Annotated in this window: 12 protein-coding genes; 8 read left to right on the top strand and 4 right to left on the bottom strand. The window is 61.2% G+C overall.

From position 1 onward, the window contains the following. Positions 1–348: 348 nt before the first annotated feature. Positions 349–1,446, top strand: a complete 1,098-nt coding sequence (locus tag ABQX22_RS20165) for a WD40/YVTN/BNR-like repeat-containing protein (protein ID WP_349801612.1) — start codon at positions 349–351, stop codon at positions 1,444–1,446. A 58-nt stretch (positions 1,447–1,504) separates the two neighbouring features. After that, a complete protein-coding gene (locus tag ABQX22_RS20160) occupies positions 1,505–3,886 on the top strand; it encodes an efflux RND transporter permease subunit (RefSeq protein ID WP_349801611.1) in 2,382 nt (793 codons plus the stop codon). A gap of 146 nt (positions 3,887–4,032) precedes the next feature. Here the strand turns inward: ABQX22_RS20160 and ABQX22_RS20155 are convergent, their stop codons facing one another. Together ABQX22_RS20155 and ABQX22_RS20150 are read right to left on the bottom strand one after the other, a co-directional pair. Then, positions 4,033–4,722 carry a FadR/GntR family transcriptional regulator gene (locus ABQX22_RS20155; protein ID WP_349801636.1) on the bottom strand — a complete coding sequence of 230 codons (690 nt, stop codon included), beginning with the start codon at positions 4,720–4,722 and terminating at the stop codon, positions 4,033–4,035. Between the two features lie 343 nt (positions 4,723–5,065). Continuing rightward, complete coding sequence (locus ABQX22_RS20150) at positions 5,066–6,805, bottom strand: IlvD/Edd family dehydratase (protein ID WP_349801610.1); 1,740 nt, start codon at positions 6,803–6,805, stop codon at positions 5,066–5,068. Between the two features lie 237 nt (positions 6,806–7,042). Here ABQX22_RS20150 and ABQX22_RS20145 point away from each other — a divergent pair, with 237 nt between their 5' ends. The 6 genes from ABQX22_RS20145 (at position 7,043) to ABQX22_RS20120 (ending at position 13,186) form a co-directional block, all read left to right on the top strand. Beyond that, entirely contained in the window at positions 7,043–8,359 is a 1,317-nt protein-coding gene (locus ABQX22_RS20145; protein ID WP_349801609.1) for an MFS transporter, read from the top strand. Between the two features lie 374 nt (positions 8,360–8,733). Then, entirely contained in the window at positions 8,734–9,726 is a 993-nt protein-coding gene (araD1, locus tag ABQX22_RS20140; RefSeq protein WP_349801608.1) for an AraD1 family protein, read from the top strand. A gap of 49 nt (positions 9,727–9,775) precedes the next feature. Beyond that, positions 9,776–11,101, top strand: a complete 1,326-nt coding sequence (locus ABQX22_RS20135) for an MFS transporter (protein WP_349801607.1) — start codon at positions 9,776–9,778, stop codon at positions 11,099–11,101. Between the two features lie 89 nt (positions 11,102–11,190). Further along, positions 11,191–11,478 carry a DUF5629 family protein gene (locus ABQX22_RS20130; RefSeq protein WP_349801606.1) on the top strand — a complete coding sequence of 96 codons (288 nt, stop codon included), beginning with the start codon at positions 11,191–11,193 and terminating at the stop codon, positions 11,476–11,478. 184 nt (positions 11,479–11,662) lie between these two features. After that, positions 11,663–12,832, top strand: a complete 1,170-nt coding sequence (locus ABQX22_RS20125; protein ID WP_349801605.1) for a lactonase family protein — start codon at positions 11,663–11,665, stop codon at positions 12,830–12,832. 174 nt (positions 12,833–13,006) lie between these two features. After that, positions 13,007–13,186, top strand: coding sequence for a hypothetical protein (locus ABQX22_RS20120; protein WP_349801604.1), 180 nt, complete (start codon positions 13,007–13,009; stop codon positions 13,184–13,186). 377 nt (positions 13,187–13,563) lie between these two features. Here the strand turns inward: ABQX22_RS20120 and ABQX22_RS20115 are convergent, their stop codons facing one another. Together ABQX22_RS20115 and ABQX22_RS20110 are read right to left on the bottom strand one after the other, a co-directional pair. Continuing rightward, the gene (locus tag ABQX22_RS20115) at positions 13,564–14,184 is read right to left on the bottom strand and encodes a glutathione S-transferase (RefSeq protein ID WP_349801635.1); all 621 of its coding nucleotides are present in this window, start codon (positions 14,182–14,184) and stop codon (positions 13,564–13,566) included. A gap of 19 nt (positions 14,185–14,203) precedes the next feature. Further along, the gene (locus ABQX22_RS20110) at positions 14,204–14,701 is read right to left on the bottom strand and encodes a peptidylprolyl isomerase (RefSeq protein ID WP_441005314.1); all 498 of its coding nucleotides are present in this window, start codon (positions 14,699–14,701) and stop codon (positions 14,204–14,206) included. Positions 14,702–14,764 lie beyond the last annotated feature (63 nt).

Genomic DNA, 14,764 nt, shown 5'->3' with positions numbered 1-14,764 from the left:
GCTCGCGAATTGTTTGCTGATGGTTCCCACGCTCCGCGTGGTAACACCTCACATGACGCTCCGCGTCGGACGCGGAGCGTCCATGGATGCATTCCCACGCAGAGCGTGGGAACGATCATTTACTGGTTAAGTGGCCATTCGCTTGTATGTCACTCGACAGCTTATCCGGCGCGCTAAAGTCTGCATCAGCCCCAGTGATAAGCCGCCAATCACCGTGTCGTGGCTCAGCCAAACAGGCCGTCACTTCGATTGTCAGCGCTTTCCAAAGCTGGATAGGATGGGTCCGCTGCCAGGCAGGTCGGTACGCAGGCGATGAAACCAATAACAATAAAGAAAAGGAAAAGCTTCATGGGCGAGCCAGTCAATGGGGGCGACCGATTCGGTGTTCGCGCGGGTCATCGTGGCCATCGCCTCGTTGAGTCAAAGACGCCCTTGAACGCCAGGCTGTTGCTCCTCGCGTTGACCCTTTCAACCGCTTCGTTCCCCACATTCGCCGCGCCCGTTGATGCGTCTGCCACCGCCGACGACCCTGCCGTTTACGCCATCGAATCCACCAAGGCGTCCCGCGGTTTGCTGCTGGACGTGACCCAGGCCGGCAAGCGCCTGATCGCCGTGGGTGATCGCGGCCATATTCTCTATTCCGACGACCAGGCCAAGACCTGGACCCAGGCCAAAGTGCCGACCCGGCAACTGCTCACGGCGGTGTATTTCGTTGATGACCAGCACGGTTGGGCAGTGGGGCACGACGCGCAGATCCTCGCCAGCCGCGACGGCGGCACCACCTGGAGCAAGCAGTTCGAAGACGTCAAACGCGAGGCGCCGCTGCTGGATGTCTGGTTCAAGGACACCCGGACCGGCATCGCCGTCGGGGCCTATGGCGCGCTGCTGGAAACCACCGACGGCGGCCAGCACTGGGAAGACATCAGCGCGCGCCTGGACAACGAAGACCAGTTCCACCTCAACGGCATCGCTCAGGTGAAGGGCGCCGGGCTGTTCATCGTCGGCGAGATGGGCAGCATGTTTCGCTCCTCGGACGATGGCCAGACCTGGGAAAAACTCGAAGGGCCTTATCAGGGCTCGCTGTTCGGGGTGGTGGGCACCGCGCAGGCCAGCACGCTGTTGGCCTACGGGCTGCGCGGCAACCTGTACCGCTCCACCGATTTTGGCGACAGCTGGCAGCCCATCGCGTTACAGGGTGAGCGCGGGCCGCTGGAATTCAGCCTGTCCAATGCGTCATTGCTGCCGGACGGATCGCTGGTGCTGGTGGGCAACGGCGGCAGTGTCATGCGCAGCCGCGATGACGGCTTGACGTTCAAAGTGTCCAACCGCGCCGACCGTCTCTCGCTGAGCGGGGTCGCCGAGGACGATAAAGGCGATCTGATTCTGGTGGGGCAGGGCGGCATTCACGTCACGTCGCCCTCGGGCACCGACGTCGCTCAACCGTAGCGGCTCAACGATAAAAAAGTCGCCCAACAATAAGAACAGAAGGCAAGGACGTTTCTGCATGACGAATCTGCAACTCCCCGAAGAAAAGTCCACGTTCCTTGAGCGGTTGATCTTCAACAACCGTCCGGTGGTGATCGGCATCTGTCTGGTGGTCAGCCTGTTCCTGTTCTGGCAGGCGACGCTGGTCCGGCCGTTCACCAGCTTCGAAAAAATGATCCCGTTGGGGCATCCCTTCGTCCAGAAGATGATGGAGCACCGCAACGACCTGACGAATCTGGGCAACACCGTGCGCATCTCCGTGGAAGCCAAGGACGGCGACATCTTCTCCAGGGACTACATGGAGACCCTGCGGCAGATCAACGACGAGGTGTTTTACATTCCGGGGGTGGACCGTTCCGGGCTCAAGTCGTTGTGGAGCCCGAGCGTGCGCTGGACCGAGGTGACCGAAGAGGGGTTTGCCGGCGGCGAGGTGATTCCGCAGAGCTACGACGGGACCGAGGCCAGCCTCGATCGGCTGCGCAACAACGTGCTCAAGTCCGGCCAGGTCGGGCGGCTGGTGGCGAACAACTTCAAGTCCAGCATCGTCGACGTGCCGCTGCAGGAGTTCTACCCGGACCCGGCCGACCAGAGCGTGCTGGTGCCGCTGGATTACCGCCAGTTCTCCCATCAGCTCGAAGAAAAGATCCGCGACAAATACGAAGCGCAGAACCCCAATGTCGAGATCCACATCGTCGGCTTCGCCAAGAAGGTCGGCGACCTGATCGACGGCCTAATCATGGTGGTGCTTTTCTTCGGCGTCGCGTTCCTGATCACCCTGGTGCTGCTGATCTGGTTCACGCGCTGTATCCGCAGCACGGTGGCGGTGTTGAGCACGACCTTGATCGCCGTGATCTGGCAGCTGGGGCTGATGCATGTGGTGGGTTTCGGGCTTGATCCCTACTCGATGCTGGTGCCGTTTCTGATCTTCGCCATCGGCATTTCCCACGGCGTGCAGAAAATCAACGGCATCGCCCTGCAATCCAGCGACGCCGACAGCCCCTTGCTCGCGGCCAAACGCACGTTCCGCCAGCTGTTTCTGCCGGGGATGATCGCGATTCTGGCGGACGCCGTGGGCTTCATCACGCTGCTGATCATCGACATCGGGGTGATTCGCGAACTGGCCATCGGCGCGTCCATCGGCGTGGCGGTGATTGTGTTCACCAACCTGATCCTGCTGCCTGTGGCGATTTCCTACGTCGGCATCAGCAAAAAGGCCGTGGTGCGCAGTAAACAGGATGCGGTGCGCGAGCATCCGTTCTGGCGTCTGCTGTCGAACTTTGCCAGCGCCAAGGTCGCCCCGGTGTCCATCGCGCTGGCGGTGCTGGCCATGGGCGGCGGCCTTTGGTACGGGCAGCACCTGAAGATCGGCGATCTGGATCAGGGCGCGCCGGAGCTGCGGCCCGACTCGCGCTACAACCAGGACAACGCGTTCATCATCAACAATTACTCCACCAGCTCCGACGTGCTGGTGGTGATGGTCAAGACCCCGCCCGAGGGCTGTTCGGCGTACCAGACGCTGTCGGCGATCAACGAGCTGTCGTGGAAGATGGAGAACACGCCGGGGGTGCAGTCGGCGATCTCGCTGGTGACCGTGTCCCGGCAGGTGATCAAGGGCATGAACGAAGGCAACCTGAAATGGGAGTCGCTGTCGCGCAACAAGGACGTGCTCAACAGCTCCATCGCCCGCGCCGACGGGCTCTACAACAACACCTGCTCGCTGGCGCCGCTGTTGGTGTTCCTCAACGACCACAAAGCCGAAACCCTGGACCGCGCGGTGCAGGCGGTGCAGACCTTCGCCGCCGAGAACAACCGGGAAGGCCTGGAGTTTCTGCTGGCCGCCGGTAACGCCGGGATCGAGGCGGCCACCAACGAGGTGATCAAGCAGGCCGAGCTGACGATTCTGGTGCTGGTCTACCTGTGCGTGGGCGTGATGTGCATGATCACCTTCCGCTCGTGGGCCGCGACCTTGTGCATCGTCCTGCCGCTGGTGCTGACCTCGGTGCTGGGCAATGCGCTGATGGCGTTCATGGGCATCGGCGTAAAAGTCGCGACCTTGCCGGTGGTGGCGCTGGGCGTGGGGATTGGCGTGGATTACGGGATTTACATCTACAGCCGCCTGGAAACCTTTCTGCGCGCCGGGCTGCCGTTGCAGGAGGCCTATTACCAGACGCTGAAATCCACCGGCAAAGCGGTGTTGTTCACCGGCCTGTGCCTGGCCATCGGGGTGTGCACGTGGATTTTCTCAGCGATCAAGTTCCAGGCCGACATGGGTCTGATGCTGACCTTCATGCTGCTGTGGAACATGTTCGGCGCGCTGTGGCTGCTGCCCGCGCTGGCGCGGTTTTTGATCAAGCCGGAGAAGATGGCGGGGAAGGTGGGCCATTCGTTGTTTTCCCATTGATCCATGGACAGTGCTGCCGACATTTGTTGGAGCGAGGCTTGCCCGCGAAGAGCATGACCGTGGCTTTACAGAAACACCGCGTTTGGAGCTTCGCGGGCAAGCCTCGCTCCAACAGGACATTTATCAGCCCGAATGGCGAGGCGTTTTCAGGACTTCGGGGGTTGTCCGAGAACCACACTCAACGCATTGCGCGCATCGTCCAGTTGCACCAGCGTCGCGTGATGGGCGCCGAGGGCGTCGCGGTTTTCGATGGCGGTGAGGATCGCCTTGTGCCGCGGCAGCGCCAGCTCGTGCAGGTTCGGCCGCTGATTAGAGTGCTTGAGCGCTTCACGCAACGCCAGCGACAGCATGTTGCACAGGTGCGCCAGCAGGTCGTTATGGGTGGCGTCGGCGATGCGGCTGTGGAAATCCAGGTCCGGTTGCAGCACCTCTTCCACCGTCTGCGCGCCTTCCATGCGGGTGTAGGCCTCGTTGATCAAGGCGATGTCATCGGCGCTGGCGTGCTGAGCGGCGAGGGCGGCGGCGGCCGGTTCGATGATGCTGCGCACGCTGGTCAGCAGGGCGAAGAATTCGTTTTGCGGGGAGCTTTGCATCAGCCAGTGCAGCACGTCGGGATCGAGGATGTGCCATTCGCGACGGGGTTTGACCACCGTGCCGACCCGGGGCCGCGAGTAGACCAGCCCCTTGGCGACCAGCACCCGCGTGGCCTCGCGCAGCACCGGACGGCTGACCGCGTACTCTTCACACAGCAGCGCTTCGGGCGGCAGTTTGTCATCGGGTTTGAAACGGCCCGACACGATCTGCATGCCGAGTTCCTGGACAATGCGCGAATGCATGCTTTTGCGGACGGAGGGCTTACGGTAATCCATGGGGCGCGGGGTGATCCTGGGCGATGAATGCGGCGCATCATAGCATCGGGGCGGTGTGTCTGGACTAACGCGGTCCATTGTAGGAGCGCGCTTGCCCGCGAAAGCGTTGGGTCAGATACAGGGGTGGGGCTGACACACCGCACATCGCGGGCAAGCGCGCTCCTACAGGGTTTGCGGTTGCTGCAGATAGTCGCAGCTGTGGTAATCGGTGTAGGAGTGAGCTTGCTCGCGATGCGTCAGGTCCGACAATTGAATTGTGCCTGACACACCGCACATCGCGGGCAAGCGCGCTGCTACAGGGTTGGCGTCATCAGTGAGAATGCCGCGGCACTTCCGATCCGCGCATCCCGACCAGAAAGTCGAAATCGCAGCCCTGATCCGCCTGCATCACGTGGTCGATGTACAGCTGGCGATAACCCCCGACCAGGAGCTGCGGCGGCGCTTGCCAATCAGCCAGGCGCGCGGCGAGTTCGGCTTCCGGGATGTCCAGATGCAAACGCCCGGTGGCGCAGTCCAGCTCGATGAAGTCGCCTTCCTGCACCACCGCCAACGGCCCGCCCGCAGCCGCTTCCGGCGCCACATGCAGCACAACCGTGCCATACGCCGTGCCGCTCATGCGCGCGTCGGAAATCCGCACCATGTCGGTCACGCCCTGGGCCAGCAGTTTGGCCGGCAGGCCCATGTTGCCGACTTCAGCCATGCCCGGATAACCCTTCGGCCCGCAGTTTTTCAGCACCATGACGCTGTTGGCGTCGACGTCCAGATCGGGATCGTTGATCCGCGCCTTGTACATGTCGAAGTTCTCGAACACCACCGCGCGGCCGCGATGCTGCATCAGCGCAGGCGTGGCGGCGGACGGCTTGAGCACGGCTCCGAGCGGCGCGAGATTGCCGCGCAACACGCAGATGCCGCCGTCGGCGCGGATCGGGTTGTCCAGCGCGCGAATCACTTCGTCGTCGCCGTAGATCGGTGAGTTCTTCACGTTCTCCCGCAGGCTCTGGCCATTGACCGTCAACGCGTGGGGGTGCGGCAGCAGGCCGGCTTCGTCCATGCGCCGCAGCACCGCCGGCAGGCCGCCAGCGTAGTAGAACTCTTCCATCAGGAAACGCCCGGACGGCTGCAGGTCGACGATGGTCGGCGTGCCGCGACCGATGCGGGTCCAGTCGTCCAGCTCCAGGTCGACGCCGATGCGACCGGCGATGGCTTTCAAGTGGATCACCGCATTGGTCGAGCCGCCGATGGCCGCGTTGACCCGGATCGCGTTCTCGAACGCTTCCTTGGTCAGGATCTTGGACAGGCGCAGGTCCTGCTTGACCATTTCCACCGCGCGCATGCCGGACATGTGCGCCAACACGTAACGCCGCGCGTCCACCGCCGGAATCGCCGCGTTGTGGGGCAGGGACGTGCCCAGCGCTTCGGCCATGCAGGCCATGGTCGAGGCAGTGCCCATGGTGTTGCAGGTGCCCGCCGAGCGCGACATGCCGGCTTCGGCGGAGAGGAATTCGTCGAGGCTGATCTGCCCGGCTTTGTAGGATTCGTGCATCTGCCAGACGATGGTCCCGGCGCCGATGTCCTTGCCTTTGTGCTTGCCGTTGAGCATCGGCCCGCCGGTGACGACGATGGCTGGCACGTCGCAACTGGCTGCACCCATCAGCAGCGCCGGGGTGGTCTTGTCGCAACCGGTGAGCAGCACCACGCCATCAATGGGGTTGCCGCGAATCGCTTCCTCCACGTCCATGCTCGCCAGGTTGCGGGTCAGCATGGCGGTGGGGCGCAGGTTCGATTCGCCGTTGGAGAACACCGGGAATTCAACGGGGAAACCACCGGCTTCGATCACGCCACGCTTGACGTGTTCGGCGATGGTGCGGAAGTGGGCGTTGCACGGGGTCAGTTCAGACCAGGTGTTGCAGATGCCGATGATGGGTTTGCCGAACTGATGATCGGCAATGCCCTGGTTCTTCATCCAGCTGCGGTACATAAAGCCGTTCTTGTCGGCCGTGCCGAACCATTGGGCAGACCGCAGGACAGGTTTTTTCTCGGAATCAGACATAACTCAGCACTCTTATTGTTAGATCGATTTGTAAGACTAAAAGCTTTGCGTTCTGACTAAAATAGGCTGAAATTCCCCCGAGTGGAAGAGTTGTCAGCTTAAATAGTAATACTATATAGTCTGCTTCCATCGAGGGACGATCCTGCCAGACCGACGCTACCGCAGCACGGCGCACACGACACGGCAGAGACGATCCCCGACGTTTCCATAACAAAAACAAACATGGAGAAGGCATACATGAGCCAGGAACTCAGGCTTATTCGTCGCATCACCCTGAAACTCATTCCCTTTCTGATCCTGCTGTACCTGATCGCCTATGTAGATCGCTCCGCCGTGGGCTTCGCCAAGCTGCACATGGGCGCGGACGTCGGCATCGGGGACGCGGCGTATGGCCTGGGCGCCGGGCTGTTCTTCATCGGCTACTTTCTCCTGGAAATCCCCAGCAACCTGATGCTCGAACGCTTCGGCGCCCGTCGCTGGTTTGCGCGGATCATGCTGACCTGGGGCGCCATCACCATGGGCATGGCCTTCGTGTCAGGGCCCACCAGTTTTTATGTCATGCGTTTCCTGCTGGGTGCGGCCGAGGCGGGGTTCTTTCCCGGGGTGCTGTACTACATCACCCAGTGGTTCCCGGTGCGCCATCGCGGCAAGATCCTCGGGCTGTTCATCCTCTCGCAACCCATCGCGATGCTCATCACCGGGCCGATTTCCGGTGGCTTGCTGGGGCTCGAAGGCGTGGGCGGCCTGCACGGCTGGCAATGGTTGTTCCTGTGCATCGGCGCGCCGGCGATTCTGCTGACCTGGCCGGTGCTGCGCTGGTTGCCGGACGGTCCGAAGAACGTCAAGTGGATGGACCCGGTGGAGAAACAGTGGCTGGCCGGTGAGCTGAAAAAGGACCTGGAACAGTACAGCCAGACGCGCCATGGCAATCCGTTGCATGCGCTGAAAGACAAGCGCGTGTTGCTGCTGGCGCTGTTCTACCTGCCCGTGACCCTGAGCATTTATGGGCTGGGCCTGTGGCTGCCGACGCTGATCAAGCAGTTCGGCGGCACGGATTTGGTCACCGGGTTCGTGTCGTCGATTCCTTACATCTTCGGCATCATCGGCTTGCTCATCGTGCCGCGCAGTTCGGACCGCTTGAACGACCGTTACGGGCACCTGGCCGTGCTGTACGTGATTGGCGCCATTGGCCTGTTCTTCAGCGCTTACCTGACCGTGCCGGTGTTGCAGCTGGGCGCGTTGTGCCTGGTGGCGTTCTCGCTGTTTTCCTGCACGGCGGTGTTCTGGACACTGCCGGGGCGGTTCTTCGCCGGGGCCAGTGCGGCGGCGGGGATTGCGTTGATCAACTCGGTGGGCAACCTGGGTGGCTACATCGGCCCGTTCGTGATCGGCTGGCTGAAAGAAGTCACCGGCAACCTGGCCAGCGGCTTGTACTTTTTGTCCGGCGTGATGGTGTTCGGGTTGATCCTGACCGGCATCGTCTATCGTGTGCTGGAGCGCAATCACGTGCTGCCCGAATCGCAGTTTGCCGCGAGCGCGCGGAGCAAGGCCTGACACAAATCCTGTAGGAGCGCGCTTGCCCGCGAAGGCGGTGTGTCAGACATGAAGATATTTCAGACAGATCGCTATCGCGGGCAAGCGCGCTCCTACAAGGGCGTGGAAATCTGGACATTGGTACAAACCTGTAGGAGCTGACGAGCCCGAGCGAGGCTGCGAGACGTCGGTACAGACGAAGAATATTCGTCGGCCAAACCACCGCTTCGCAGCCTTCGGCGGCTCGGCAGCTCCTACACAGGGCGTGGACATTTTGACCATTGATGCAAACCTGTAGGAGCGAATTTATTCGCGAAGCGCCGGGGCTGACACCGCGTCGATATCGCCAACACATAAGCGCCTACCGAGTCGTGGACATTTAAGAGGAGAAATTCATGCATTTATTACAGTTCGAATTGAGCAACGGCGAGCGGCGCGTAGGTCTGGTGGACGGTGCGCTGGTGCGCGAGATTCAGGGCGCGACCACTACCCGCGACCTGGCCCTCGCGGCCATTGAGAAGAAGATTTCCCTGGCCGAACAGGTGGACAGCATGGGCCTGGGGGACGATTACGATTACTCGCAACTGCGCGCCGACCTGCAGATCCTGCCGCCGCTGGACCACCCGGACCCGGCGCACCTGCTGGTCAGCGGCACCGGCCTGACCCACCTGGGCAGCGCCTCGGCACGGGACAAAATGCACCAGCATGCTGGCGACGAAGCGGCGATGACCGACACCATGCGCATCTTCAAATGGGGCCTGGAAGGCGGCAAACCCGGAGCGGGCGTGGCAGGTGTGCAACCGGAGTGGTTCTACAAGGGCGATGGCAGCATCGTCATTCGTCCGGGCGAATCCTTCCCGCAGCCGCCGTTTTCCGAAGACGCCGGCGAAGAACCCGAGCTGTGCGGGTTGTACGTCATCGGCCATGACGGCCAGCCGTACCGCGTGGGCTACGCCATCGGCAACGAGTTTTCCGACCACGTGATGGAGCGCAAGAACTACCTGTACCTGGCCCATTCGAAACTGCGCGCCTGCAGCTTCGGCCCGGAGTTGCGGGTCGGCGAACTGCCGCAACACCTGGCTGGCACCAGCCGCATCCTGCGTAAAGGCGAAGTGCTGTGGGAGAAGGAGTTCCTCAGCGGCGAGGCCAACATGTGCCACAGCCTGGAAAACCTCGAGTACCACCACTTCAAGTACGCGCAGTTTCTGCGTCCGGGTGACGTGCACGTGCATTTCTTCGGCACGGCCACGCTGTCGTTCGCCGACGGGATCAAGACCCGACCGGGTGACCGGTTCGAAATCAGCCAGGCCGCGTTCGGTGCGCCGTTGGTCAATGGCATTCATCAGACTGACGCGGTGTTTGCGCCGGGGGGCATCCACCAGCTCTGAGATTTGACGCAGTACCGACACCCCATAAAAACAAAACGAGGTGCGCCCCATGACCGCCAACGCCATACCGGTCGAACACGTCGATGCCGACACGTTCGAAGCCGCCATCTACCGCAAGGTGACCTGGCGCATCGTGCCGTTGTTCATCCTGTGCTTTCTGTTTGCCTACCTGGACCGGGTCAACATCAGCTTTGCCAAGCTGCAGATGGCCAGCGACCTGGGCTTCAGCGAGACCGTCTATGGCCTGGGCGCAAGCCTGTTCTTCGTCGGCTATTTCCTGTTTGAAGTCCCAAGCAACATCCTGCTGCACAAGATCGGCGCGCGGGTCTGGATCGCCCGGATCATGGTGTCCTGGGGCATCGCGTCGTCCTGCATGATGTTCGTGCACACCGAACTCTGGTTCTACACGCTGCGGTTTCTGATCGGCGTGATGGAAGCCGGGTTCGTGCCGGGGGTGCTGTATTTCTTCACCCAGTGGTACCCGAGCACGCGGCGGGCACGGGTCAATTCCTACTTCAAAAGCTCGATTCCGTTGTGCGGGATTGTCGGCGGCCCGATTGCAGGGCTGATCCTTGGCCACATGGACGGCGTCATGGGCTTGGCCGGCTGGCGCTGGTTGTTCCTGCTCGAAGGCGTCCCGTCGATCCTGATCGGCGGCATCGTGTTCTGGCTGGTCAAGGACCGTATCCAGGACGCCACCTGGCTCAACGACCAGGAAAAACAGGTGGTGCTGGACCGCATGGCCCGTGAAAAACAGCCCGACACCCCGCAGCGCTTCAAAGACGTCTGGAAAGAACCCACCACCTACGTCATGTCGGCCATTTACCTGTGCCTGGTGATGGCGCTGACCGGTCTGCTGTTCTGGATGCCGCAGCTGATCAAGAGCGCGGGCGTGCTCGACACCCTGAACATCGGCCTGCTGACCGTGATTCCCTATGTCGTGGCCGTCATCGGCAACCTGCTGATCGGCGCCAGCTCCGACCGTCACGCCGAACGTCGCTGGCACCTGGCGGGGTGCGCCACGCTGACGGCGGCGGGGTACCTGGTCTGCGCGCTGTTTCCGGGGCAACTGCTGCCGCTGATGATCGGCATGAGCATGACCATGACCGGCATGATCGCCTGGATGCCGATCTTCTGGACCATCCCGCCGCGCTTCCTCACCGGGCTTGCCGCCGCGGCAGGCATCGCGTTGATCAACTCGCTGGGGCAACTGGGCGGGGTCATTGCGCCGTACATGGTCGGGCGGATCAAGGACCTCACCGGTACCGCGACGCCGGCACTGTACGCCTTGTGCGCCGTGAGTCTGCTGGCGGTGGCGCTGATTGTCTGGGGCGTCCCGAAGCGCTTTTATGACCGGGACATGACCCACGACTGATCATGGGAACCGGTCCGAAGGGCGCCTGCGACCACACACCGGCGCCTTTTGGCCTATCATTCGCGCTTTCACCTACGCGAATGAATGCCATGACCACCACCCCGGAAAACCTGCTCGCTGCCCTGCAAACCGCCGACATGCTGGAAATTGACGGCCTGCACGCCTTCGAGTTCTCCCTGACCGAGGAGCAACTGAACATCGAAAGCATGGACGGACGCGAGCGCAAGGTCTGGCGTTTCAGTCAGGCGCAGATCGACGCCGCCCGCTTCGACGATACCCTGCAGAGCTGGGTGATCAACGACGGCAACGCCGACCACCGGATCATCGCCATGAGCGCCTTTGCGGCGCGTGATGAGGATGATGGGGAGCAGGAGTAACGCGCACCCATTGTAGGAGCGCGCTTGCCCGCGATTGCGGTGTGTCAAACAACCTTGCTTTGTCTGACCGGACGCCATCGCGGGCAAGCGCGCTCCTACAATGACCGAGGCCGGCAACTACCCGCCGCCACCCGCTGTCATACCCACCGACGTACGGCACACAATCGACAAAGAGAACTGCCCCATGACTCGTAAAATTCTGCCCTGGCTGGTAATGGCCAGCAGCATCAGCGCTTTCCCCCTTCAGGCGAAAACCATGACCGACTACGACGTGCTGGTGGGTGCCTACACCGCCGGCGCCAGCGAAGGCATTTATCGCTTTGGCTTCGACACCACCACCGGCAAACTCGACGCCACCCCGCGTCAAGTGATCAAAAGCGAAAACCCGTCCTGGCTGACGCTGACCAAAGACCAGCGCCACCTGTTCGCGGTGAACGAGAACGGCCCGGGTCAGACCGATGCGGTCGGCAAGGTCAGCAGCTTCTCCATCGATCCCAAGACCCACGTCGTCTCGTTCATCAATGCGATTGAAAGCAAGAGCGAAGAGCCGACTCATTCGAGCCTGAGCTTCGACGAGCGTTTCCTGTTCGTCGCCAATTACGCCGTCAACCCGGTGCCAGGCGGTTCGCTGGCGGTGGTGCCGGTGGGCAAGGACGGTAAATTGTCCGCGGTGGCGCAAACCAGTATTCATCCGGCCAGCAAGGTCAATCCGGAGCGCCAGGCGTCGTCCCACGTTCACTCGGCGGTGCCTTCACCGGATGGCAAGTACCTGATCGCCAGCGATCTGGGCGCCGACAAATTGTTCGTGTTCACCTACGACGGGAAGAAGACCCAGCCCTTGCAGCCGGCGAAAACCCCTTCCGTCGATATGCCGGCCGGTAGCGGTCCGCGCCACTTGCTGTTCAGCAAAGACGGCAAGCACGCCTGGCTGACCACGGAAATGAATGCGCAGGTCACCGTGTTCGACTACCACGACGGCGTGTTCAAGCGCACGCAACAGGTCGAACTCGCCAGCAAGGAAGGTCAGGACCAGCGCGCTGCAGGCGGCTTGCACACCTCCCCGGACGGCAAATTCCTGTACGTGGCCAATCGCGGTGCCGTGAACGAGTTGCTGGTGTACAGCATCGATCAGGCCACCGGGCAGTTGAAGGAAATCCAGCGTCGGTCGGTAGAAGGCAAGGAGCCACGTGAGTTCAGTTTCGACCCCAGCGGCCATTTCGTGCTGATCGCCAACCAGAAAAGCAACCAGATCGTGACCGTGCGCGTCGACCCGAAAACCGGTCTGCTGGGCGAAACGGTGCAGACCCTGGACTTCGATTCACCGTCGGACATCCGCTTTCTCACCGCCAAGTGAGTGCCTGATTGATGCTCCAGCCCTTCATTTGTAAGGGCTGGAGCGCTGTATCAATTGGCGTGATAAGGGCTAGTGCTACAAAAGATTTTTGCTGATGCCCCCTCGGGCGTACTTTCGATTCACGGCCAAGACGGTCAAGACTTGAAACGCAACATTACACCCGAGGTACACATCATGAACTTCAATCTCTTCTCCATCATCGCCGCGTCTGCCATCTCCGCCACGGTTGCATTGCCTGCCAGCGCCAGTGTCGATGTTGCCGACAAAAAAGTAAGTTCGACCCAGACTTACACACCGAAGTATCTGCAACAAAGCGCCAACTTCTACGCAGCACTGGATCACAAGACTCAGTAATGATTAGAACTTTCGACGTAAATCCATTCCCCGTTAGCGTACACAACGATACCGGGGAATGGATTTGTAAGAACCGACTCAAGTTACGCGCTCGGGCTACTGTTTAAACGCTTTCGCGAACACATTCGTTTGCAACAGGTTGATGCGACCCACTGACCCGTACGTGTCAGGCCATGTATCAAGTGTCAAACGAACGTGTTCGCGAAAGCGTTGATTCCCTCCCCTTATCCCCGTCTGCTGAATAAGCGATGGGGATTTTTTTATGCCGGGCGGTGTCCTGCAACGACGTTGCCCTGTAGGAGCGCGCTTGCCCGCGAAGGCGGTGTGTCAGACACGAAGATGTTTCAGACAAATAGCTATCGCGGGCAAGCGCGCTCCTACAGTTTGCTCATTGTGTTTAAAAAAAGGTGCGACTCCAGAAACCGCTGCAACCACACTTGCAACTTCGGATACGGGCTCTGCCAGAACCACTCAGGATCGACAAAACAAAACTGCCGAACAAACGGGGCGAGGGCGGTATCGGCCAGGGTCAGGTGGGACGCCACTAAATAATCGCGCTGTTGCAAACGCGTTTCCAGATCACGCAAGAACACTTCCCCACGCTGCCGATAGTCCTCCTGGGAGCACTCGGGATAACGCACGGCGTATTTGTAGTGGTCCAGCGAGGTCTTGAACGGGCCGTCGTTGCGCATGATCAAGCCCGCGATTTCTCGCTGGGCATCAGGATCATTGGCCATCGACCAATCATCGGGGTCATTCAGGGCCAGGGCCCAATGCATGATGTCCAGGCTCTGTTCCAGCACGCGATCGCCCAGTACCAGGACGGGGACGGTGCCTTTGGGTGAGCGTTCGAGCATGTCGGCCGGTTTGGCCTTGAGGCTGACTTCGACGATGTCCACCGCGCAGCCGGCGTACCTTACGGCCATGCGCGCACGCATGGCGTAAGGACAACGGCGAAACGAGTAGAGCGTCGGTGTCGCGCTGCGAGAGGCGATCACCAACACCGGATCACGCTGCTTAGAGTTCGCCACAATCGGCGATGGTGACTTTCTTGCTGGTGCGGCCGGACTGCGAGCCCAGGGCTTCGATGGCGCGGACCACGTCCATGCCTTCGATGACTTTACCGAACACCACGTGCTTGCCATCCAGCCAGCTGGTGACGATGGTGGTGATGAAGAACTGGCTGCCGTTGGTGTTCGGGCCGGCGTTGGCCATGGACAGGTCGCCTGGCTCGGTGTGCTTGAGCTCGAAGTTTTCGTCCTTGAATTTTTCGCCGTAGATCGACTTGCCGCCGGTGCCGTTGTGGTTGGTGAAATCGCCGCCCTGCAGCATGAAGTCGTTGATGACGCGGTGGAAGGACGAGCCTTTGTAGGTCAGGCCATCGACTTCGCCGGTGCACAGGGCACGGAAGTTTTCAGCGGTTTTCGGCACCACGTCGTTGCGCAGTTCCATGACGATGCGGCCCATAGGCTCGTCGTTGGCGGTGATGTCGAAAAATACTTTGGAGTTGGACATGGGATTACCTTCTTCTCTGGTTCGGCGCGACGAATCGCGCGGTGTGTATAGCGTTGCACAGAA

It is taken from the genome of Xanthomonas sp. WHRI 1810A (assembly GCF_040202885.1).
Classification (GTDB): Bacteria; Pseudomonadota; Gammaproteobacteria; order Pseudomonadales; family Pseudomonadaceae; genus Aquipseudomonas.
Note: the sequence above shows the minus strand (reverse complement) of the source record. Positions and strands in the feature narration are given on the sequence as shown.

Bases quoted from the DNA above. Each gene is read 5' to 3' on its own strand.
- ABQX22_RS20165 (WP_349801612.1), top strand. From the start codon at position 349: ATGGGCGAGCCAGTCAATGGGGGCGACCGATTCGGTGTTCGCGCGGGT.
- ABQX22_RS20160 (WP_349801611.1), top strand. From the start codon at position 1,505: ATGACGAATCTGCAACTCCCCGAAGAAAAGTCCACGTTCCTTGAGCGG.
- ABQX22_RS20155 (WP_349801636.1), bottom strand. From the start codon at position 4,722: ATGCATTCGCGCATTGTCCAGGAACTCGGCATGCAGATCGTGTCGGGC.
- ABQX22_RS20150 (WP_349801610.1), bottom strand. From the start codon at position 6,805: ATGTCTGATTCCGAGAAAAAACCTGTCCTGCGGTCTGCCCAATGGTTC.
- ABQX22_RS20145 (WP_349801609.1), top strand. From the start codon at position 7,043: ATGAGCCAGGAACTCAGGCTTATTCGTCGCATCACCCTGAAACTCATT.
- araD1 (WP_349801608.1), top strand. From the start codon at position 8,734: ATGCATTTATTACAGTTCGAATTGAGCAACGGCGAGCGGCGCGTAGGT.
- ABQX22_RS20135 (WP_349801607.1), top strand. From the start codon at position 9,776: ATGACCGCCAACGCCATACCGGTCGAACACGTCGATGCCGACACGTTC.
- ABQX22_RS20130 (WP_349801606.1), top strand. From the start codon at position 11,191: ATGACCACCACCCCGGAAAACCTGCTCGCTGCCCTGCAAACCGCCGAC.
- ABQX22_RS20125 (WP_349801605.1), top strand. From the start codon at position 11,663: ATGACTCGTAAAATTCTGCCCTGGCTGGTAATGGCCAGCAGCATCAGC.
- ABQX22_RS20120 (WP_349801604.1), top strand. From the start codon at position 13,007: ATGAACTTCAATCTCTTCTCCATCATCGCCGCGTCTGCCATCTCCGCC.
- ABQX22_RS20110 (WP_441005314.1), bottom strand. From the start codon at position 14,701: ATGTCCAACTCCAAAGTATTTTTCGACATCACCGCCAACGACGAGCCT.